Annotated in this window: 15 protein-coding genes; 8 read left to right on the forward strand and 7 right to left on the reverse strand. The window is 67.3% G+C overall.

Annotated features, from left to right (window positions below):
- Positions 1-2,121: helix-turn-helix transcriptional regulator (locus FZO89_RS00005; RefSeq protein ID WP_149101347.1), on the forward strand; the 2,121-nt coding region annotated here is incomplete at its 5' end.
- Positions 2,122-2,149: 28 nt separating this feature from the next.
- Here FZO89_RS00005 and FZO89_RS00010 read toward each other — a convergent pair.
- The gene (locus FZO89_RS00010; RefSeq protein WP_149101348.1) at positions 2,150-2,761 is read right to left on the reverse strand and encodes a hypothetical protein; all 612 of its coding nucleotides are present in this window, start codon (positions 2,759-2,761) and stop codon (positions 2,150-2,152) included.
- A 984-nt stretch (positions 2,762-3,745) separates the two neighbouring features.
- Positions 3,746-4,636: an NAD-dependent epimerase/dehydratase family protein gene (locus tag FZO89_RS00015; RefSeq protein ID WP_149101349.1), complete on the reverse strand. Its 891-nt coding sequence runs from the start codon at positions 4,634-4,636 to the stop codon at positions 3,746-3,748.
- Positions 4,637-5,033: 397 nt separating this feature from the next.
- Between FZO89_RS00015 and FZO89_RS00020 the strand changes: the two genes are divergently transcribed.
- The 4 genes from FZO89_RS00020 (at position 5,034) to FZO89_RS18410 (ending at position 7,694) form a co-directional block, all read left to right on the forward strand.
- The gene (locus tag FZO89_RS00020; RefSeq protein ID WP_222928056.1) at positions 5,034-6,140 is read left to right on the forward strand and encodes an FG-GAP repeat domain-containing protein; all 1,107 of its coding nucleotides are present in this window, start codon (positions 5,034-5,036) and stop codon (positions 6,138-6,140) included.
- A 404-nt stretch (positions 6,141-6,544) separates the two neighbouring features.
- Positions 6,545-6,727, forward strand: coding sequence for a hypothetical protein (locus FZO89_RS00025; RefSeq protein WP_149101351.1), 183 nt, complete (start codon positions 6,545-6,547; stop codon positions 6,725-6,727).
- 2 nt (positions 6,728-6,729) lie between these two features.
- Positions 6,730-7,299, forward strand: a complete 570-nt coding sequence (locus FZO89_RS00030) for a cysteine hydrolase family protein (protein WP_149101352.1) — start codon at positions 6,730-6,732, stop codon at positions 7,297-7,299.
- A 224-nt stretch (positions 7,300-7,523) separates the two neighbouring features.
- Positions 7,524-7,694, forward strand: a complete 171-nt coding sequence (locus FZO89_RS18410) for a hypothetical protein (protein WP_187470978.1) — start codon at positions 7,524-7,526, stop codon at positions 7,692-7,694.
- A 13-nt stretch (positions 7,695-7,707) separates the two neighbouring features.
- On the opposite strand, the gene FZO89_RS00035 is transcribed toward FZO89_RS18410, so the two are convergent.
- The 5 genes from FZO89_RS00035 to FZO89_RS00055 form a co-directional block, all read right to left on the reverse strand.
- Entirely contained in the window at positions 7,708-8,445 is a 738-nt protein-coding gene (locus tag FZO89_RS00035; RefSeq protein ID WP_425480400.1) for a M15 family metallopeptidase, read from the reverse strand.
- Positions 8,432-10,054, reverse strand: a complete 1,623-nt coding sequence (locus tag FZO89_RS00040; RefSeq protein ID WP_262378454.1) for a serine hydrolase — start codon at positions 10,052-10,054, stop codon at positions 8,432-8,434. Before FZO89_RS00040 ends, FZO89_RS00035 begins: the two co-directional genes overlap by 14 nt.
- A gap of 23 nt (positions 10,055-10,077) precedes the next feature.
- On the reverse strand, positions 10,078-12,960 hold the full coding sequence (locus FZO89_RS00045; RefSeq protein ID WP_262378455.1) for a TonB-dependent receptor domain-containing protein: 2,883 nt from the start codon (positions 12,958-12,960) through the stop codon (positions 10,078-10,080).
- Positions 12,961-13,201: 241 nt separating this feature from the next.
- On the reverse strand, positions 13,202-16,216 hold the full coding sequence (locus tag FZO89_RS00050) for a TonB-dependent receptor (protein ID WP_149101355.1): 3,015 nt from the start codon (positions 16,214-16,216) through the stop codon (positions 13,202-13,204).
- A 45-nt stretch (positions 16,217-16,261) separates the two neighbouring features.
- Positions 16,262-17,710, reverse strand: coding sequence for a transglutaminase-like domain-containing protein (locus FZO89_RS00055; RefSeq protein ID WP_149103952.1), 1,449 nt, complete (start codon positions 17,708-17,710; stop codon positions 16,262-16,264).
- A 312-nt stretch (positions 17,711-18,022) separates the two neighbouring features.
- On the opposite strand from FZO89_RS00055, the gene FZO89_RS00060 reads away from it, so the two are divergent.
- From FZO89_RS00060 to FZO89_RS00070, 3 genes are read left to right on the forward strand one after another with little or no spacing between them, the layout of a single operon-like run.
- Positions 18,023-19,396 (forward strand): C40 family peptidase, encoded by a 1,374-nt coding sequence (locus FZO89_RS00060; RefSeq protein ID WP_149103953.1) that lies wholly within the window; start codon positions 18,023-18,025, stop codon positions 19,394-19,396.
- A 43-nt stretch (positions 19,397-19,439) separates the two neighbouring features.
- Positions 19,440-20,537 carry a dipeptide epimerase gene (locus tag FZO89_RS00065; protein WP_149101356.1) on the forward strand — a complete coding sequence of 366 codons (1,098 nt, stop codon included), beginning with the start codon at positions 19,440-19,442 and terminating at the stop codon, positions 20,535-20,537.
- A gap of 10 nt (positions 20,538-20,547) precedes the next feature.
- Complete coding sequence (locus tag FZO89_RS00070) at positions 20,548-21,390, forward strand: MurR/RpiR family transcriptional regulator (RefSeq protein WP_149101357.1); 843 nt, start codon at positions 20,548-20,550, stop codon at positions 21,388-21,390.
- The last annotated feature ends 38 nt before the right edge of the window (positions 21,391-21,428 follow it).

A 21,428-nucleotide genomic window follows, 5' to 3' on the forward strand; every position in this document is an offset into this window, starting at 1 on the left:
GTGCGCGACCGGATCGTCGCCGAGGCCCGTGGCAATCCCCTGGCGCTGCTCGAGCTGCCGAAGGGCGCACTGCCGTCGCTGCTGGCCGGCGGGTTCGAGTTGCCCAGCGCGCTGAGCGTACCGCGCCGTGTCCAGAACAGCTTCCAGCAGCGCTCGGCCAGCCTGCCTGCCGAGACGCAGTTGCTGCTCCTGGTCGCCGCGGCCGACCCGACCGGTGACGTGGCGTTGCTCTGGCGGGCCGCCGCGCACCTGGGAATTGCTCGCGAGACCGTGGCGCCCGCGAAGGTCGCCGGCCTGGTGGAGATCGACACCCGGGTGCGGTTCCGTCATCCGCTCGTGCGCTCAGCGGTCTACACGGCCGCGACCCCGCCCGACCAGCGCCGCGCGCACAGGGCGCTGGCCGCCGTCACCGACCCACATTTCGATCCCGACCGTCGCGCCTGGCACCGGGCGCAGGCGGTGCTGGGCACCGACGAGGAAGCTGCCGCGGAGCTGGCGCACACGGCCGGACGTGCGCGCGCCCGCGGCGGGCTGGCCGCAGCGGCCGCGTTCATGGAGCAGGCGGCCAGGTTGACGCCCGAACCCGCGCGCCGAGCGACCCGCGCGCTCGAAGCCGCGCACGCCAGGTACGACGCCGGTGCCCCCGAAGCCGCCATGGCGCTGTTGGCAGTCGCGGAGGCAGGGCCACTGGATGCGCTGCAATGCGCCCGCCTCGAGCTGCTGCGCGCCCAGATCGCCTTCCATCTGACGCGCGGCCGCGAGGCGCCGGCAATGCTGATCGGTGCCGCCAGGACGCTCGCCCCGCTGGACGGCGCGCTCTCGCGCGAAACCTACCTGCAGGCACTGGAGGCGTCCTTCCACGCCGGTCGCCTGGCACCCGGCCGCGGGTTGCTGGAGGTGGCCGAGGCGGCCCGGAGCGCGCCTGCTTCACCCACGCCGCCGAGGGCGATCGATCTCCTGCTGGATGGCTTGGTCACGAGGTTCACACAAGGGTACGAGGCGAGCGTCCCCAGTCTGCAACGCGCCCTGGTGTCGCTGCGCGATGAGGACTCCGGTACCCGCGACGACAACGGGCGCTGGCTGTGGCTGGCCTGCCATGTCGGGACCATGCTGTGGGACGACGAGTCGATGTACGTGCTGGCGAGCCGCGCGGTCCGGGTCGCGCGCGAGGCCGGCGCGCTGGCTACGCTTCCCGCCGCTCTCAACGCCCTGGCCCTGGTGCTCGTGATCACCGGCGAGCTCGCCCGGGCCTCGGAGTTGTTCGCGGAGGAGGATGCGATCACGCGGGCAACGGGTGCCCCACCGCTCCCCAACTCGAGGCTCGTGCTGGCTGCCTGGCGCGGCCGGGAGCAGGGGACATCAGAACTCTTCGCAACAAGGATCGCGGAGGCAAAGGCGCGGGGTGAGGGCCTCACCGTCAGCAGCGCCGAAACTTCGCTCGCCTGCCTGCACAACGGGCTGGGCAACTATGGCAGCGCCCTGGCTGCCGTTGCGCCGCTGTCCGAGTCCGAAGAGCTGGCGCATAGCAACATTGCGCTGCCCGAGTTGATCGAGGCGGCCGTCCGCGCAGGCCAACCGGAGCGCGCGGCTGCCGCTCTGGACCGGTTGACCTCGCGAGCCAGCGCCAGCGGCACCCACTGGGCGCTCGGGGTGGCGGCGCGCTCGCGGGCGCTGACCACCACTGGGCCGGGCGCAGAAGACCACTACCGCGAGGCGATCGAGCATCTCGGAAACTGCCGCATGGCTACCCATCTCGGCCGCGCCCACCTCGTTTACGGCGAGTGGCTGCGCCGGGAAGGTCGTCGTCAGGATGCCCGCGAGCAGCTCCGGACCGCCCACAAGCTGTTCTCGGACATGGGGACGGAGGCCTTCGCCGAACGTGCCGCCTGCGAGCTGCGGGCCACCGGGGAGAGCGCGCGCAAACGTAGCGCCCAGCCGACCGACGCGCTCACCGCCCAGGAGCTGCATATCGCACGGTTGGTCGCCACGGGGGCGACGAACCGGGAAGTGGGCACCCAGCTGTTCCTGAGCCCTCGTACGATCGAAGCCCACCTGCGCAGCATCTTCCACAAGCTGGACATCACCTCCCGCCGGCAGATCAGGGACCTCCAGCTTCCCTGACACGACGGACGCGAGCGGCCGTGCGGCTTCATCCGTCTCCCGCCGTCCCCGACGTTACCCGTTCGTTGTCGATGAACTCGTCCGGGCCCCGTGCGGGACATGCATGGACCTGCGTGCGACGCCGCTCCGGCCGGCGCTCGCGCTGGTCCTGGAGCCAGCAATCGTCCAGTGTGGAGCAGTAGCAAAGCGCCAGCGCCATCCGCGGGTACTGGCCGAGCAAGCGCTGGAAATCCGCCGCATTGTCGAGTCCGATCTGCCGGATGGTCTCCCCCGGGGCAATGACGACGCCGTTGACCTTGGATGCTCGCGTATTCCTCAGATCGGACAGGCCCAGCGCATCGAAGATGTCGGGCCAGCTGCGCTGCGGTTGTCCGTCGACGTAGACACGCAGGCCGTCCACCAGTGCCGGCCCGACGCCCTTGTTTTCGATGCTGATCGCCAGGCCGCCCTGGTCGATCGTGATCGCAGGCTGCAGGTACGGCCAGACCTCGGCGCGCACCTGCTCGCGCTGCAGCATGGCCGTGTAACCCGACACGCCCAGCGCGAGCAGGCCGATCAGCGCCGCGATCACGGCGGCGACCGCGTTCCACTCCGTGCGCTTCTTGGGCGCGGGCTCGGACGCGGTGGCAGTCTCGCTCATCCGGCATATCCAGTGAATGCTGGGGCCCCGTCGGATCCGTGCCCACACGGGTTCGACATTCTCATGGGTTCTTCTGCAACGGGGACACCGACCTGCGGGCGCAGTGAGGCGTAGGCGCCGGTTTTGGCGATCATGCGGCGGGACTGATCGTGGTCATTGGTGGGGTGCAAACATGCCAGTCACAGACGTTGCATCCAGTGTCTACCAGCCCTGGCGAAAACCGATTGCGGTTCTATGTGGTGATTTGTATGGATGTGCTGTCTCGAAAGCGGTTTGCATGGAGTGCGCGATCCCGAGCTCGACGGCGTCTGCCGCCCGAGCATGGCGCTGGATCGTCAGTGCTCGCGCCCGTTCCGGCGCAGGGCATGGCTGGTCTCACGCGGTTGCTGCAGCTGATCGCGGAGCCGATCGGCGGTTCGCTGGTCGCATTCAACGCCGGGCGCGCCGCCGAGGAGGCGCGCGGCCATGCTGGCTTCGCCCGGGGTTCCAGATCCAAAAGCGGGCGCTCCGGCGCAGCAGGCCATCGAAGCGACGGCGGGGGAGGGCGGGGCACGAAACGCAGGTGACAGTCGCCGCGCAGCTCAAGGCGCGGCCTTGGCCAAAGGACACGGTGGATCAGGTGCGCGCCGTGGCCTATGTGCCGGCATTGATCCCGTTTCCGCCATCGCCGCATGGCGCACTGGCACACTTCATCGCGAGATGCTCCTGAACGAAGCGCCTGCCGAGGATCCTCGGAAAGCTGGTCGTACTGGGTCGGATGCAGGTCGAAGGGGGGCGCCCGGCGGTACGTAGCAGAAATCATGCGCGGTCAGAACCGCTCTCCTTAAGGCGTGAGAATCCCGCTGTTCGCATACGCGTGCTCACGCTGCTGCGTGGATTGACAACAGGTACTTGGTCGCAGCAGTTGTCGACGCAGATCGAAGCAAGCTGATCAGCGCCACAGCCGTTCACACGACGCTCTCGCGCCAAGCTTGGAGACTCCTGTCATTCCGCACGCTCAGCAACGTCCGCCCCGACAGGCAAGACCTCAAGGCTTCGGCGGTCCAGCTGCGCCACCACCTCCTCGAAGCCGTATGTGGCCTTCCAAACGAGCCGGCGCTCGGCCAATCGCGGAGCGTAGACCCTGTCGATGGCACTGGGCAGGTGCCAGCCCCGAGTGCGGAAGAGGCCCGCCAGGGCCGGTACGCGTTGCTCGATGACGGCGGCAGGGTCAGTCGCGAGTGCATCGCAGTCCCCTGGCTCGAACGGCGTGCTGCCCGACACAACGTAGCGCTCGAACGCGTCGCCGTCATTCTCGAGGGCCAGACGATGCGCGTCAGCCACGTCCCGGGCATCGATGCCCCGATGCAACCGATAGGCGGCCATGACGTCGGCGGTCTGGGGAAAACAACGCGACATGCGGAGGATGCGCACGGCCAGGCCGCCTGTCGCGGCGTCCTCGAGCAGGTTCTCGGCCGCAAGCTTGGTCCGGTGGTAGATGCTTTCGGGCTGAGGTGGGGTGTCCTCATCCACCCAGGTGCAACGTCCTTTCACGATCGCGCGCCCATAAAGCGCTGTCGTGCTGGTGAAGACGATGCGGCGCACGCCGCTTGCGCGCGTCGCATCGATCAGGCGCGCGGTGCCCTCTACGTTGATTCGCTCGAACTCGGCGTCCGACACGATGCCGACGTGAGGGGCATGGAGAGCGGCGGTGAGGATCACCGCTTCCGCGCCGTCCATTGCGCGGCTGACCACTGCCGGGTCGGTGAAATCGCCGACAATGCGGGTGGTGGCGAACGGGCTATGGTCGATCCCGAGAACAGAGTGGTCGCGCGTCAGCGCGCTGAATACTGCACGACCGATGCGGCCGGAACTGCCAATGAGGATGACTCTCACGTGGGCCCTCCGAGGCGAATCGTTGACCGCCCTGTTGCTGGATTATGTCTGCTCCTGACCGGTAGAGGAGGTCAACGGAGCCGGTAGCCAGGGACCGTTATCGAGGGTCGGGGCCGAGTCGTCGACCTTTTTGGCCCTGACAGGCAGCAGACACGGGGAGCCGCAAGTTGACGAGAGTGCGGCTTCAGGGCGGCGGGGCACGCGTGGAGTACGCTGTTGGTGACCGGTGGAAAGTGTCGAAGGAACATTTGAGCACGTCATGAGCCGAAGCCAGAAGCTACTGCATTTGCCCGCCCTCGTGGCACCTCTCATGGTGGGGGCAACACTTCCGATATCTGCAGTCGAGTCCCAGCCGAGGGGGGACGCGACGGTGTATCGAGATGTCACCGATACCCACGTGCCCGCCGCCCCCGATCTCCACGCGCTGGACGCCATCTTCGTGGACGTAGATGGCGACGGTGACCTGGATGTGGTGCTGGCGGTCGAACACGGCGAGAACCGCCTCTATCTCAACGACGGCGCGGGGCGGCTGACGTGGAAGCGCGGTGCGCTCGGAATCGCCGAGTACGACACCGAGCACGTGCTCAGCGCCGATTTCAACGCCGACGGATACCCGGACCTGATCTTCGTGGCCGAAGACGACAGGTCGCACCAGTTCTTCCTGGGAGGTCGCGGCGGCGAATTCTCTGAAGTCACCGATCGCCTCCCGGCGCTGAGCGAGGGCAACGGGTTGGCGGTCGGCGACGTGAACGGTGACGGCTTCCCCGACATCGTGATAGGCAATTCTGGATCCGAGTCTGGACAGAATTTCCTCTGGCTCAACGATCCGGAGCAGCCGGGGCATTTCATCGACGCAACCGCGACACATCTTCCGGCCGTAGAGGACGACACCCAGGACATCGTTCTCGTGGACCTGGACGGTGACGACGACCTGGACATGCTGGTAGCCAACGAGACTCCGCCGAGCAGGCTTCTGCTCAACGATGGTCGAGGCAGGTTTTCGGATGCTTCAGAGCGGCTGGACCTCATTGCGCCTTTCGAAACACGGCAGATGCACGTGTTCGATGCCAACGGGAGCGGATTCCCGGACATTCTCATGCTCAACCTGACCAGCAACAACCAGGACTGGGACAAGGATCCTCAGGTGCGCCTGCTGATCAATGACGGCCAGGGCCGCTTCATCGATGAGACCGTGGACCGGATACCCTTCAACACGTTCTCGACCTGGGGCGGCACGATCGTGGATTTCAACCATGACGCCGCGCCGGACATCATTGTCGGACCCATCCAGGTCCCGGGTTTCGTGCCGTTGCAGGTCCGCGCCTATGCCAACGACGGCAATGGCCGCTTTTCCGACGTCACGCCCGCAGTCATTCCAGAGGAGACCGTTGGCAGAAGCTGGGGCATGGCTGTCGGCGATCTGGATGGCGACGGTGTGGATGACATCTTCATCGGCGGCTGGGGCACGCAGGCGAGACTGCTCTTGAGCCGGCCAAGGCCATGACGTGAGCAAGGCTCTTCGTACCTGACACGAGTTGACCAGGCCAAAAGGTGTGTCCGGCCGCGCCACGAGCGTGGACACCGGGGGGCTTGAGGCTCGGATGGATTCTCGCCGAGCCGTCGGGCCTTAGATGATGTGCCGAGAACGGAACGTGGGGTTGTCCGCGCACAACGACTTCGGCCCGCAGTAGTCGTAGTCCGCGGCGGCGGCGGAAAGTTTTCGGCGGCAGACACGCGAGGCTCCAGATGGCCGATGTGTCTAGCCGGGCGTTGCCAAGGGGCGACCGACCAAGACACCAATATAACATAATATACATTATGCGAAATAAAGGATGGCTCTGGAAGGTCACACCAGCGCTACGCCCCCTGCGCTATCCCTTGATTCCCCTTCTGTGGTGGAGAAACGCCATGAACCGCGATCGCAAGGATCCACCGGAAAAACCCGATCCGCCATCATGCAAACCGGAGTCGACCAGGGACCGGGCCGAGCGCAAGGACAAGGAGAACGAGAACCAGGACGAAGCCCTGGAGGAAACCTTTCCGGCCAGTGATCCCGTGTCTCCATTCATTCCGGCGAAACGGCCGGACTGACCATGGCCCGGCCGCACGCGCCTGTCGCGCTCCTGATCGTCGACATGGTGAACCTGCTGGACTTCCCGGACGCGGATCGCATGGCGCCCTCGGCGATCGCGGCCGCGCGCAGGATCAAGGTCCTGCGCGAGCGCTTCCATGGGCGCGACTGGCCCGTTGTGTTCGCCAACGACAATTTCGCCCGGTGGCGGTCGGACTTCCGTGAACTGGTGGCGCTTGCGGCCCATGGCGAGGGCGCACCGCGGGAGATCGCGGAGCTGCTGGCGCCGGATCCGCGGGACTATTTCATCCTCAAGCCCAAGCATTCCGCGTTCCTGGCCACGCCCTTGCCGGTGCTGCTCGGGAAGCTCGGCGTTCGCCGCCTGCTGCTGACCGGAATGGCGCTGGAGAGCTGCATCCTCGCCACCGCCGCCGATGCCAATGCGCGCGAATTCGAGGTTGCGATCGTGCGCGACGCGGTCGCCGGCTTGCCCGCGTTGCGCCGAAGCGCGCTCGAGGCGCTGTCGGGCTCGGGGACGGCGCGACTGGTCGACAGTCGTGGAGCGCTGCGCTGGGCGGCGGCCGGCGACTGAGGCCGGATCGCTGGTTCCCCGACCGCAGGCCGTTGCGTGGGCGACGCCCCGCTCGTCCACAGACAGGCCGCCCAGCGGCGCGCTTTCTCATCCACGGGCGAGGTCGAGTGGCGTGCCCTGGATTCGCGAACCACGGGCTTCCAGGCCGCTGAACTGGCGGAATTGACGTTTTCTTACGGCACGGCCGCTATGCTGCACCGGTTATCCGTTACGCATGAAGTCCAATGCCGCCCAAGAGCAACAACACCGTCCTCCGCAAGTCCGGCAAGTCCGGCAGCAAGCAGTCCGCCAACCTCACCCGTGAGCAGCTCGAAGACCATCTCGCAGCCTTCCGCAAGGCCGGCGGCAAGATCGAGAAGCTCGGCAACACCAACACCTTCAAGAAGATCGGCTGACGCGCGATCCGCTTCAGCGGATCGGCACGTCGTGGAAGGTGTCCGGCGGCGGTTGCAGCCGGAAGGTGTAGTGCCACCATTCCATCGGATAGTTCTCGAAACCATGGCGGGCCATGGCGTCGCGCAGCCGTGTGCGGTTGGCCCGCTGCGCGTCGTCCAGATGCGGATGGTCGGTGTTCGCGCGCGGATCGAAGAAATCGAAGGGCGTACCCATGTCGAGCGCCTCGCAGCGCGCCGGCGACGCGTCCTCGCAGCGCAGCAGCGTGAGGTCGATCGTCGCCCCCTTGCTGTGGCCGGATCGATCGGCGATGTAGCCGGGCACCAGGCTCCCCTTCTCCAGCGCCGGATAGTAGGCCGCCTTGGTGCGCTGGTCGCGCGGATCGGCGGCCCAGCGCACGAACTGGCGCACCGCGCGTTCCGGGCGGTAGCAATCGAAGATGCGCAGCCGCAGTCCCTGCGGTCGGAGCTCGCGTTCCAGCCTGGCCAGGGCCTCGGCCGCGGGACGCAGCAGGTAGCACTTCGCCGCGTCGTAGCCATCCACGCGCGTACCGGTGAAGTTGTCGTCGCCGGCGTAGCGGATGTCGGCGTCGATGTCCGGCACCAGTTCGCGGATGTCGACCATGCCCACGGACCCGGGTGTCGCCAGGTCAGCCGTCGTATCCGTGGCAGTCGGGGGCGTCGAGGACGCGCAGGCGACGCAGAGCAGCGTCGCCAGCGCGATTCCCGCCAGTCGCAGGTCACGGGGTTGCACAGTCGCCGATCCGTTCGAAGGCGAGGTCTTCGTAGTCGTAGCTGAAATCGGCATCGGGATCCACCTTCGCCATCGTCAGCCGGTCGGGGCCGGCGGTGTGCGACTCGAACGCGAGCCAGGCTTCGGCGTCGACATCCGGGTCGTACCAGTCGACCAGCAGCCGCGTATCGCTGCGCATGACCGCGCCGCTCAGCTTCGGCGACCTGGCGGACCGGAATGCCACGCCCTCTCCTTCCGCGCAGATCGAAACCTCGCCGAACCATGGGTCGAGATAGCGGCCTGCGAATGTCGCGACTTCCGCAGGGGTTGCCGCGCGGCGTGTCCGCGCGGCAACGCGCGACGCATCCTGCGGGCGCGATTCGCGTTCCGCCGCCAGCAGTGCGGCGTAATGGGCCACGGTGAGGGAGGCATCGCCCGGCCGGGTGAAGCGCTTGACCAGCACCTGGGTGAGCACGGTACGCAGTTCGTCCGCATTGCCGTTGACCAGGATCACGAACCCGGCATCCAGTTGCGGCAGCAGCGTGAGCGCCGAGTACATGCCCGAGAGCGTGCCGGTGTGCGACACCTTCCAGGTGCCGTCGACATCGGTGAGGCGCCAGCCGTAGCCGTAGGCGGAAAAATGGCTGTCGTCCCAGTCACGCATGCGTTGCGACAGCGGCATCGGCATGTGTGTCTTCCACATCTCCTCGCGCTGGCGGGCCGACAGCCAGGGCCTGCCTTCCGCATCGAGGCCGAAACGCCCGGGTTGCAGCCACATCCGCGTCCACGCCAGCATGTCGCCGAGGCTGCAGCGGATGCCCCCGGCCGCCATCATCGGCACGTCGGCAACGACTTCCCCGTCCTCGCGGATCGCGACCGGTTCGCCGCCTTCGCCGCGCATGTGCGGCTGCGCGATGTTGCCGACCGCGTCCCGGCGCCATTCGCCGACCTGGCAGCGGTCCATGCCGAGCGGCCCGAACAGTTCGCGCCGCACCAGCACGTCGTACGGCGCGCCACCCGCGGCGGCGGCCACCTCGCCTGCGACGATGTAGAGCGTGTTGTCGTAGGCATAGCGCGACCGGAAGCTGTAGACGGGCCGGAGGTGGCGCAGGCCGCGGATCACGTCCTCGCGCGTGAACAGGTTGGGTTCGGGCCACAGCATCAGGTCCCCTGCCCCGGCGCCGAGGCCGCTGTTGTGGATCAGCAGGTCGCGCACCTGGATCTCGCGCGTCACCCAGTCGTCGTGCATGCGGAAGTCCGGCAGGTGCTTCACCACCGGATCGGACCAGTCCAGCCGCCCCTGGTCGACCAGGCGCGCAAGCAGGGCGGTCGTCATCGCCTTGCTGTTGGACGCGATCTTGAACAGGGTATCGCCGTCGATGCCCTCCCCTCCCCCGGCGACGAGTTCGCCGCGGGTACGGGAGAACACCACCTCGCCGTCGACGACGATGCCGACGGCGAGGCCCGGCGGGCGGTAGCGTTCGAAGGCGTCGTCGAACGCCGTGTCGAACGCCGTCGCATCGATCGGGGCGGGGCCGGACGCCGTCGACGGCGCGCTCGCGAAGCCGGAAGCCAGCGCGACGAGTCCGCAAAGAAAGCCCGCTGCACGCGATCCGTTCCGGATCGGCATGCACCCCGCCCTTTTCGTCCGCATCACCAGAACCTGTAATCCACCAGCAGCGTGTAGGCACGGCCGCGCGGATCGGCGATACGCGGTTCCCAGCCGGCACCGCTCGCGTAGTCGTTCTTGTGCGCGGTGAACGGCGGATCCTCGTCCAGCAGGTTCTTGACGCCGAGTGTCAGCCCGAGGTTCTCGAACCCGCGGAAGCTGACGCTGTAGTTGTAGGTGATGTAGCTGTCGACGTCCGATTCCCACTGCGGCGGGATCCAGGTGCCGGCCGTCACGCTGTTGGGCACCTCGTCCTCGTAGCCGTCGCGGAAGATCTGGGTCAGGCTGTGCGACCAGTCGCCCTTCGACCAGATGAAGCCGAGCGTGTGCTTCCATTTGATCGGCAGGTTGTAGTAGCGCACGTACTCGCCGACGAGGTTGTCCGAGTAATCGAAGGTCTCCAGTTCCTTGGTCTGGAAGCTGTCGATGTAGCTGCCATTGAGGTTGAGCCGCCAGTTGCCGCCGGCCAGCTCGCCCTGCAGGTTCACGTCGATTTCGACGCCCTCCATCAGCGTGCCGCCCGTATTCACGAAGCGGCGGTCGATCAGCACCACCTCGCCGCTGGCATCGCGGATCCAGTTGTCCTGGAACACCTCGTAGTAGTCGACCAGCCAATCCACGGGCGGGACCCGGATGGTGTTTTCGCGTTCGATCGACCACCAGTCCAGGCTCATGTTGAACCAGTCGACGGGCGCGATGACCACGCCGAGGCTCCTCTGGTGCGAGGTCTCCGGCTTGAGATCGGCCTTGCCGCCGGTGAGCTGGTCGGGGCGGATGACTTCGCAGCCCGGGATGGTCTCGTCGGCGAGCCCGCCCGGGCAGGTGGCCGGATCGGCGAGGTCGGCGCCGGGGTACTGGCTTTCGGTCGCGCCGCTGAAGAGCTTCGAGAACTCGGGCACCTTGAAGCCGGTGCTGTAGGCGCCGCGGAATGCCAGCGCGTCGAGCGGTTGCCACTTGAACGAGACCTTCGGATTGGCGGTGCCGCCGAAGCCCGTGTAGTGGTCGTAGCGTCCCGCCAGGGTGACTTCCAGGCTCTCGAAGAACGGCAGGTGGATCTCGGTGAAGACCGCCTTGACGTCGCGGCTCACCGACGGCAGCGCGTTGGCATCGTCGAACGGCGCATTGAAGATCGCCGGACGATCGGCCGCGGCACGGCGATCGCCGTTGAATTCGAACTCCTCGCGGCGCAGGTCCACGCCCACCGCCACCTGCAGGTCGCCGCCCGGCAGGCTGCCGATGCTGCCCGAGAACGCGGCATCGAACGTGGTGACGATCGACTCGCCGCCGTACAGCACGACGCCTTCGGCCGAGGCCGCATCCAGCGCCGCCATGGCTGCGGCACTCTGCTCCTGGCCCGGCATCAGGAAGGGGTTGAGCAGTCCGCTGCCGAATGCGTACTGCAGGCCTTCGACGTAGTGGTAGCCGGTTCCCAGCCGGGACTCGGACTCGCTCGATGCGCGTGAGAGGCCGAGGGTGTAATCCCAGCTGCCGATCATCCCGTCGAGCCCGACCAGGAAGCGGTAGGCCTTCGTCGTGGTCTCGATCTCGCGCGGCCCGCACGCGAGGCAGCGCCAGCGATAGGCGATGGGCGCGCCGTAGGTGAGCTGGTCCTCGCCGAAATAGTCGGCCAGCGCGTCGTAGACCAGGTCGTAGGATTCGCCCGTCGACGGATACCAGGTCGACGGATTGAAGGTCGCCGTCGCCAGGGTCGAGGACGTGATCTGGTTCGGTTCGAAGATCCTGTTCGCCGTCGTCCGCGATCCCATGAACTCCACGTAGGCCTGGTGCGTGTCGCTGATGCGGAACGTGGCCCGGCCGATACCCTGCAGGGTTTCGAGCGGCTGCAGGATCACGGCCGCGGCGGGATAGTCCCAGGCGCAGCCGTAGCGGTTGGATTCGCCGTAGTTCCACAACACGTGGTCGAACGGTCCCATCATGTCGCCGCCCGCCGCGCAACCCTGCGCACCCGGGAGGTCGAGGACGTTGACGTTGGATACGACCTGCCCGTCCAGGGGATCGACCAGCCCGCCCGCGGTCATCGAGCCGGGCTGGTTGAACACCGTGGCGAACGGCGCGCCGCGCGTGTCGGGGGACAGTCCGCGCTCGGGCTGGAAGGCGTTGGAGAAGTCGCGGGCATTGCCGCGCAGGATGTCGTTCTTCTTGGCGCTGATGCTGGCGAAGGCGTTCCAGCGGTCGTTGTCCAGATCACCGCCGCCGATCAGGAAGTCGGTGCGGTAGATGTTGCCGCCGCCGTCCTCGGTGAGATCCACGAAGGCCGAAGCCTGTGCTCCCTGGTAGTCCGCGCGGGTGATGAAGTTGATGACGCCGCCGATCGCGTCGGTGCCGTAGACGGCGGATGCGCCGTCGCGCAGGATCTCGACCCGGTCGATGGCCGAGAACGGGATCGAGTTCAGGTCGACCGCGGTGCCGCGCAGGCCGTGGGTGGCTACGCGACGGCCGTTGAGCAGCACGAGGGTGGCGTCGGCACCCTGCCCGCGCAGGTTCGCGCCGGACACGCCGTTGTTGCCGCGCAGGTCGGGAGGGGCGATGCCGGCGTTGGCGGAAAGGTTGTCGGCGCCGTTGCCGGCGACGTTCATGTACATCAGCAGTTGCTCAGCCGACGAGATGCCCTGCGCCTCGATCTCCTCCTTCTGGATGACCGTGACCGGGAGGGCGGTCTCGATGTCCGTGCGCTTGATGCGCGAGCCGGTCACGCTGATGCGGTCGAGCGTACGTGTCGCCTCGCTTCCCTGCGGCTCCGCGGCCGGAGCTTCCTGTGCCGCGGCGGTCCCTGCCAATGCCATCGCGATGGCGATCGCCAGTACCGATCCAGGTGCCGGAAGGTGACGCGTGCGGACTGCTGCCATGTGATTTCCCCGAAGTGTTCGTCGATGCGGCCGCGGAAGCGTGTCCGTCACGGTTGCCCCCTGCGTGTGCCGCTGATGTCCCCCTTCCCTGCTGCTTAACATGCGTCCGGGAAAACTGTCAATTTGCGGTTGCCGGTTTCCGCTGCCCGCGTCCGCTGCTCACGGCGCCCGGAGTACCCGAGGCGCAGGCAAAAGGACGGCCACCGTGCGGTGGCCGTCAAGGCGGGGAGGCGCCGTGTGTTCAGAAGTTCCAGGTCACGACGAGCTGCATGTGGCGCGGTGCCTGCCACACCGTGCCCTCGCCGAAATAGGGCATCTGGTTGCCGGGAGTGCTCTCGTAACGCGAGTGCACGTTGATCACGGTCTGTCTGTTGAGGAGGTTGTAGACCGACAGCCGCGCCTTCAGGTCGACATCGTCCACCGGCAATGTCCAGGTGACGTTGGCGCCCACGTTGTACACCCACGGCATCCGCCCGAACGCGCCGCGCTCGGTGTATACCAGTTCGCGCGTGGTCCAGTCGCTGCAGCCCGAGACGCACAACCAGCCGGAGCCGCCGCCGCTGAACTCGCCCGGGCCGCCCGCGCTGCGGTTGTCGTCGGGCCAACGCACGCCGAACGCCGTGATCGGCCCGCCGGAGCGTGCCGATACCGTCGCGCCGAAGCTCCACATCTCGTTGAGCTGATAGCTGCCGCGCAGCTTGATCTGGTGCCGGAAATCGTTGAACAGCACGCCGTAGCGCTCGTTGACGGCCGGATGGTCGTAGTACTGCACCAGGTTGGTGTCCGCGTACCCGGTGTCCGAGTTCACCGGGCCTTCGATGTTGCCCTCGGACTTGGACCACAGGTAGCTGGCATTGAGCGCCCATTTGCCGTCCCAGGCGCGGTCGAGCTGGAACTCCACCGCCTTGTAGGTGCGCTTGGGTTTCTTGTAGCCCATGACGATGTCGCTGCCGAGAGTGATGTAACCGTCCTGCGAGCTGTCGAACGTGACCCAGTCCTCGGTGGTCGGGCACCACAGCGTATTGGTCTCGCCGGGATTGATGATCGGCCAATCGCCCGAATACCAGGGGCAGCCTTCCACGTGGTTGATGCGTGCGTCCTCCACCGCCCGGCTCACCTCGCGGTAGGTCGCGTTCACGCCCCACGACCAGGTACTGCTGATGGCCTGCTGGAAGCCGAGGATGTACTCGTCCTGGTACACCTGCTTGAGGTCGCGGGCGACGGCCGTACGGACGTCGTCGGGGGCGGGGACGTTGCCGTCGGTGTTGACCGGGCCGAGCTGCTCGCCGATCGCCGGGAACAGGTATGGCAGGCCGGTGATCGGATCGGCGCGCTGGTCCCATCCGTCGAGGACGTAATAGGCGTGCTCGTCGGTGGTGCCGCCGCCGAAGTAGTCCGTGAGCTTGTTGGTCAGCGGGATGTAGTAGCGGCCTGCGTTGCCGAACAGCTTGGTGGTGCCGTCCTGCTTCATGTCCCAGCTGAAACCGACGCGTGGCGCGATCATGTCCGAGAAGTTGGCCCGGGCGAAGGTCGCGCCCGATGCGAGCTTGTTGTGGAACTTGTCGGCGCGGACGCCGAGGTTCAGCAGCAGGCTCGGGGTGACGCTCCAGGTGTCCTCGATGTAGATCGCCTGCGCCTCGGTGCTGACCGGCGCGCCGGTGATGTAGCGCCGGGCGTCGACGTAGGCCGTCACGCCGTCCGGGATACTCGCGCCATTGGGCAGTTCGCGGTCGTCCTCGTCGGCGGCGATGCCGATGACGGTGTAGCTGACCCCGTCGCCGGGATAGATCCGCGAGCTGTTCGAATCCATCGTCTCCTGGTCGACGCCGAAACGCAGCAGGTGGTCGCCGAGCGTCCACTCGAAGTCGAGCCGTGCCGCCTCGCGTTCGTCGAAGCGACTGTTGATGCTGCTGTTCGAGGGATGGCACCCTTCCTGCATCGTCGCCGGGCCGAACAGCTCGGTATAGGTGCTGGCGCGTCCGACGATACTGCAGTCTCCGTCCCAGGGGCTGCCGCCGGTGGCACTGCGCTCGTTGATGCCGTACATGGCCTTGGCGACGAAGTTGTCGGTGAGATGACCGGTATAGGTGACCGACCAGTTGTCGCCGCCCGATCCGGAATAGCTCTCTCCGGTCTTGTCGCCCAGCCCGGTCCCGTCCCAGTCGTATGCGTAAGCGCTGGTCGCCGAATCGGTCTTGTCGGAGAACGCCAGGAGTTCCAGCAGGTGGTTGTCGTTGATCCGCCAGTCGAGCTTGGCGCCCCAGAAGTCGTTGCTGCTGTCCGTGTACCAGGCTTCGGTGGTGTCGATGTCCCTCGGCTTGCTGTCGATCCGCTCGTACATCGCGAAGAAGAACAGCTTGTCCTTCACGATCGGGCCGGAGGCCCACACGTTCGCCTTGTACAGCGGGCTTTCATCGCGGCTGCGGCGGTCGCGCTCGTCGATGGTCCCGTCCTCGTGGAAGCGGTCCTGCCTTGCCCAGGTCCAGGCGGACGGTTCCATGGTGACTTCCATTCCGCTCTTGAACTCGTTGCCGCCGGAGCGGGTAACCGCGTTGATGACACCACCAGTGCTGCGCCCGAACTCCGCGGAATAGCCCCCGGTCTTGATCTGGAACTCGTCGTAGAACGCGAACGGCACGGACGAGAAGCCCTGGCGCCGGTAGGGGTCGGTCACGTTCAGGCCGTTGATGTAGACGACGTTCTCGGCGACAGAGGAGCCACCGAACGTGAGTCCGCCGAACGTCGCACCCGAGGACACCACGCCCGGCGCCAGCAGCGCGACGGAGGCCAGGTCCTGGCTGACCGGCAGGCGCGCGATCTCTTCGCGCCTGATGTTGGTCGCCGATTCGGTCGAGTACACGTCGACCCGGTTGATCACCCGCGAACCGACAACCTGGACTGCGTCCAGGTTGACCAGCGCGCCGTCGCCGCCGAGGTTGATATTGGTGGTTCCACCCAATCCGATGTTGAGCGCGATCGGCTCGCCGACGGGCTGTCCGTCGCGCGTCACCGTGAGCGTGTAGTCGCCGACCGGCAGCTGGCTCAGGCGATAGACACCGTCTGTGCCCACAGCCACCGAGCGGGTCAGGCCGGTATTGGCGTTCGTGACCGTGATCTGGTCGCCCGCGCTGGCGCGGCCGGCCACCGCGCCGGTGACGCTCTGCGCGAATACCGCTGGCGTGGTGGCGGCGATGCATGCGCCCAGTGCGATGCACAGCGCGGCGCGGCGGAACGTCGTCGTATGGCTGGCCTTCATTGCGGTTTCTCCCCGAAGAAAAACGATGGCGGTGGTTGGCGTGGCTCAGGTGCGGGTTGCCGCCGGCAGCGGCAGCAGTTCCCAGTCGAAGTCGTAGTCCCACTGGTCGAAGTAGAGGTTCCCGCCGTCCCACTCGGCTTCTCCGCGCTGGAGGTCGACCGTCTCCGAGCGGAAATGGGTCTTGGCCGGGACGAAGTCGCGGCCGTAGTCGTCGTTGAAGGCGATGCGGTAGGCGTCGAAGCCGCCGAGGTAGAAACCGGCGAGGTCCGGATCGTCGCCGGCCAGTCGGCCGAAGGTGACGTCCATCGGCAGCCAGCCGTAGGGCGCCAGGTACAGCCAGCCCCAGTCGTGCATGTTGTCGTAGTCGGCGTCGGAGAAGATCCAGCCCGACTGCCAGCGCGCGGGGATGCCGTTGAGCCGCAGCAGCGTGATCAGCAGCAGGGTCTGCTGGCCGCAATCGGCGTGGCCGGCTTTCAGCGCATGCTCGCCGATATTGGTGATGGTCGAGTACTCGAGCGCACCCGCCCAGGGAATGCGGTCGACGGCATCGAACAGTTTTCGTGCGATCCGATAGGGGTTGGTTTCGTCGCCCACGACCTGGGCGGAGAACAGCCGCATCGCATCGCTGAACACCACGTGCGGCGCACGCTCGGCCAGGTATGGCGCGAGTTCGGCACTCGGCTCGACCGGCACCACCTTCTCCGCGTCGACCACCACGTACTGCCCGTACACGGTGAGTTCGTAGCTGACCGAGAACCGGGTGGGCTCGCCGGCGCGCGCGGGCTGCTCGAAGTAGGCGGTGCGCTGCATCGCCGATTCCGGCGCCAGCTCATGGGTCGTGGGCCTGGTGGACAGCAGGCGCAGGTCTTCCTGCTGGCCCGGGATCGCGCGGGGATAGGGAATCCAGGCGCGGATGGTTTCGCCGGCCGGCACCGCATCGGCATCGACGGTCAGCGACTGGGTGACGCGCACGCGACGTGGTGCGACGCCGCGGCGCGACTGCGCGATGGCCTGGGCCCGCACTTCGGCGTGGTGCGGATGCTGGCGCTGTTCCAGCGGACTGTCGCGGAACGGCTGCGGGTCGGCGCGACGGTCCCTGGCCTCCGCGCTCAGCCGGAACAGGTTATGGGGCGCGCGGCTGAAGTAGCGCAGTTCGCCATCGATGAGTCGCGACTCGAGCAGGCCGGCGCGGCGCCAGCGGTCGAACTCGTCGTCGCGCAGGTCGGGGACCTGGCGACGCACCGCAGCCCGGGCCTGCGCGTCGTCGAGGCTGAAATCCAGGAGAATGCGGCGCATGCGCTCGCGCTGGAATTCGAGCGACCGGCTTGGCCCCGGTTCGGCGGGCAGCGTGGCCTGCGCGGCATCGATCAGCGCATGTGCTTCGGCGAACCGGCCATCGTCGATCAGTTCGATCGCCTGGGCCAGCGCAGGTGGGCTCTGCCCGCCCGCAGCGGCTCCCTGCCCGGCCGCGGGACCGATCAGGCCCATCGCCATCGCCACCAGCCAGATGCCCGGGTTCCACCGCGCCGGGCGTCGTGGCGCGCGCACCGGGCAAGGCGCCCGGTCGGGCGTCGTTGCAGGTTTCGGTCGGATGTCGGTCCCCACGGCGCGCAGCCACCGGCAAATAGGTGTTTCCGGCTGTGTAACATGACCGCAAGGCAACGTCAATAAATTATTCTTGACACGGTAGTATTCTGAATGATGTATTCCTTCCTCGCCGATCGGCGTCATCACCCTTGGAGGAGCGTCTTGAACGAGCGGCAGCGGTCGTCCGCACGACACCGGGGCACCGTTGGCCTGCTGGCGATGCTGATCGCCGCACTGGCCACCCCTGTCCTCGCGCAGGCGCAGGTCCTCGCGCAGGCGCAGGGTCCGGAGCGCGAGGTCGTCCCGGGTGTCGTCGAGGCGCAACTGGCCCCTAAGTACTGGATCGAGCGGCTGCGTGATGCCGATCGCGTGATCCTCGATGCCGAAGCCATCGCCGCGCACAACGCGCAGATGCAGCGCCTGGAGCCATCGCTGCACGACATCGAGCAGTTGCCGGTGACGCTGGAGGCCGGGCAGGTGCGTGCCTGGATCGAGCAGGCATCGCCACGTCCCACGCGCACGCTGTACGACGGGAGCGGCAAGGAAGGCAGTGCCCGGGCGATCGACAGGCTGGTGGACGCGCTCGACCTGAAGGACATCCCGCAGACCCAGGTGACGCGCTACGGCATGGTGGTCCGCCGCGCCGACCTGCGCACCTTCCCCACCCACCTGCACGTGTTCAGTTCGCCCGATGACCGCGACATCGACCGCTTCCAGGAAAGCGCGCTGTTCCCCGGCACCCCGGTGGCGGTGGTCCACGAAAGCCGCGACCGGCGCTGGCTGTTCGTGCTCAGTCAGACTTACGCCGCCTGGATCGAGGCGGACAAGGTCGCGTTCGGCGACAAGGCGGAGATCTTCGCCTATACCCGCCGCATTCCCTTCCTGGTGGCGACCGGGGCGAAGGTGGAGACGGTGTACACGCCCGAACGGCCGGCCGTATCGAACGTGCAGCTCGACATGGGCGTGCGCGTGCCATTGGCGCAATGGCAGCCGGACGAACCGCTCAACGGCCAGCACCCCGGCTTCGGCCACGTCGTCGAACTCCCGGTCCGCGGCACGGACGGCGTCCTCGAGTTCGCCCCCGCGTTGATCCCGCGCTCGGCCGACGTCTCGCCCGACTACCTGCCGCTGACCAAGGCCAACCTGATCCGCCAGGCGTTCAAGTTCCTGGGCGAGCGCTACGGCTGGGGACACCGATACAACGCCCGCGACTGCAGCGGGTTCGTCTCCGAGATCTACCGCAGCTTCGGCGTGCTGCTGCCGCGCAACACCAGCGCGCAGTCGGTCAGTCCCGGGCTGGATCGTTTGCCCTTCGAAGGCCTCGGCCACGACCGGCGCCTGCAGTTGCTGGGCGAGGCCGAGGTCGGCGACCTGGTGTTCATCCCGGGCCACGTGATGATGGTGCTGGGGCGCGTCGGCGGGGAGACCTACGTGATCCACGATACCAGCGGCATGTCGTTGCTCGGCGACGACGGGGATTTGCGGCGCTACCGGCTCAACGGCGTGGTGGTCACGCCGCTGCTGCCGATGATGTCCAACGCCACCACGGCCACGGTCGACCGCATCACCAGCATCCAGCGCATCCGGCCGTGACCGGCACAGGGAAGGCGGCCGAACGCGCCGCGGGGGAAACCGAATGAAGATCACCGAAGTCCGCCTCGGCATGGTCCGGGTGCCGTTGAAGACGCCGTTCAAGACGGCGCTGCGCACGGTGGACACGGTCGAGGACCTGATCGTCTCGATCCACACCGACAGCGGCCACGTCGGCTACGGCGAGGCCGCGGCGACCGCGGTCATCACCGGCGACACCCACGGCTCGATGATCGAAGCCATCGGCAAGGTGATCGCGCCGCGCCTGGTGGGCGAGGACGTCGCCAACCTCAACCGCATCGTGCGCCTGGTGCAGACCGCGCTCGAGCGCAACACCAGCGCCAAGGCCGCGGTCGAGATCGCGGTCTACGACCTCTGGGGCCAGCTGTACGAGGCGCCGCTGTACCGCATGCTCGGCGGCGGCGAACCGGTGATCACCACCGACATCACCATCAGCGTCGACCACATCGACAAGATGGTGTCGGATTCGATCTCGGCGGTGGAGCGCGGTTTCGAATCGCTCAAGATCAAGGTCGGGAAGGACATCGGGCTGGACGTGGAGCGGGTCAAGGCGATCCACGCCGCGGTCGAGGGCCGCGCCCTGCTCCGGCTCGACGCCAACCAGGGCTGGACCGCGAAGCAGGCGGTGCACGCGATGCACGCGCTCGAAGACGCCGGCGTGCACCTGGAACTGCTCGAGCAGCCGGTGCGCGCACGCGACATCGCCGGGCTCAAGTACGTCAGCGACCGGGTCAACACCCCGGTGATGGCGGACGAGAGCGTGTTCGGGCCGCTGGAAGTGATCGAGCTGATCGAACAGCGCGCCGCCGACATCATCAACATCAAGCTGATGAAGACCGGCGGCATCTCCAACGCGATCCGCATCGCCGACATCGCCGCGCTGTACGGCGTGGAGTGCATGATCGGCTGCATGATCGAGACCAGCATCAGCGTCGCCGCCGCGGTCCACCTGGCGATCGCCAAGTCGGACGTGATCACCAAGGTCGATCTCGACGGCCCATCGTTGTGCGCGTTCGACCCGGTCGACGGCGGCGTGACATTCAACGAATCGGAGATCTCGGTGTCCGAGGCGCCCGGGCTCGGCATCCGGGCGATCCGCGGCTACAAGCCGATCGGCGTCTGAAGCGACGGCCATGCAGCCGCTGCTGATCATCCGTTCCGAACGCGGCCAGATGTCGGCGATCGAGCGCCGCATCGCCGACTTCATCCTCGAGAACGCGCACCTGCTGCGCGACTATTCCTCGCAACAGCTGGCGAACGCGCTGGGCATCAGCCAGTCGAGCGTGGTGAAGTTCAGCCAGAAGCTGGGGTTCAAGGGCTATCCGGACCTGAAGTACTCGATCGGCGAGGCGGTCGCGCGCAACGGCGACGGCGCCGAGCCCGTGGCGAGCGGCACCGACGACCACAGCCAGGGCGTGCTCGCGCGCGAACTGTGGCAGGCCAAGTCGCGCGCGGAGGAGGAAACCCGGCTGCTGAATCCGCCCGACCGGATCGACGCCGTGGCGGGCATGGTGCGCGACGCCGGCAAGGTGTTCGTCGTGGGGACCGGCGAAGACAGCGTGATGGCGCGTGCGTTCGCGATCCGGCTGTCGTTGCTGGGGTTCCTCGCGATCCACCATTTCGATCCGGTGCTGGTGCCGGCCGAGGTGTCGACCTCGCGGCCGGACGACGTGCTGCTGCTGTTCTCCGAGCGCGGCCAGGCCGCGACCCTGTGCCAGCTGGCGCGCCTGTTCCGCTCGCGCGGCGGCAGGGTCGTCTCGGTGACGCGGCATACGGCCAACCCGCTGCGCGCGCATGCCGACCTGTCGCTGCTGGTGTCGGCCCACGACGAGGCAGCGCACGTCGAGCCGCTGCTCTACCAGGCCGCCCTGCAGCAACTGCTGGACGTGGTGTTCCTGCTGCTGTGCGGCGACGAGTCGCGCCGGCGGCAGCTTGCCGACTACCATGAGCACGTGCGTTCCCTGCTCGACTCGTGATCGATCGCCGATGCCATGATCCCGCTCCCGCGTGACCC

Source organism: Luteimonas viscosa (assembly GCF_008244685.1).
GTDB lineage: Bacteria > Pseudomonadota > Gammaproteobacteria > Xanthomonadales > Xanthomonadaceae > Luteimonas > Luteimonas viscosa.

Bases quoted from the DNA above. Each gene is read 5' to 3' on its own strand.
- FZO89_RS00050 (WP_149101355.1), bottom strand. From the start codon at position 16,216: ATGAAGGCCAGCCATACGACGACGTTCCGCCGCGCCGCGCTGTGCATC.
- FZO89_RS18410 (WP_187470978.1), top strand. From the start codon at position 7,524: ATGCCGCCCAAGAGCAACAACACCGTCCTCCGCAAGTCCGGCAAGTCC.
- FZO89_RS00065 (WP_149101356.1), top strand. From the start codon at position 19,440: ATGAAGATCACCGAAGTCCGCCTCGGCATGGTCCGGGTGCCGTTGAAG.
- FZO89_RS00060 (WP_149103953.1), top strand. From the start codon at position 18,023: ATGCTGATCGCCGCACTGGCCACCCCTGTCCTCGCGCAGGCGCAGGTC.
- FZO89_RS00070 (WP_149101357.1), top strand. From the start codon at position 20,548: ATGCAGCCGCTGCTGATCATCCGTTCCGAACGCGGCCAGATGTCGGCG.
- FZO89_RS00025 (WP_149101351.1), top strand. From the start codon at position 6,545: ATGAACCGCGATCGCAAGGATCCACCGGAAAAACCCGATCCGCCATCA.
- FZO89_RS00010 (WP_149101348.1), bottom strand. From the start codon at position 2,761: ATGAGCGAGACTGCCACCGCGTCCGAGCCCGCGCCCAAGAAGCGCACG.
- FZO89_RS00030 (WP_149101352.1), top strand. From the start codon at position 6,730: ATGGCCCGGCCGCACGCGCCTGTCGCGCTCCTGATCGTCGACATGGTG.
- FZO89_RS00040 (WP_262378454.1), bottom strand. From the start codon at position 10,054: ATGCCGATCCGGAACGGATCGCGTGCAGCGGGCTTTCTTTGCGGACTC.
- FZO89_RS00055 (WP_149103952.1), bottom strand. From the start codon at position 17,710: ATGGCGATGGGCCTGATCGGTCCCGCGGCCGGGCAGGGAGCCGCTGCG.
- FZO89_RS00045 (WP_262378455.1), bottom strand. From the start codon at position 12,960: ATGGCAGCAGTCCGCACGCGTCACCTTCCGGCACCTGGATCGGTACTG.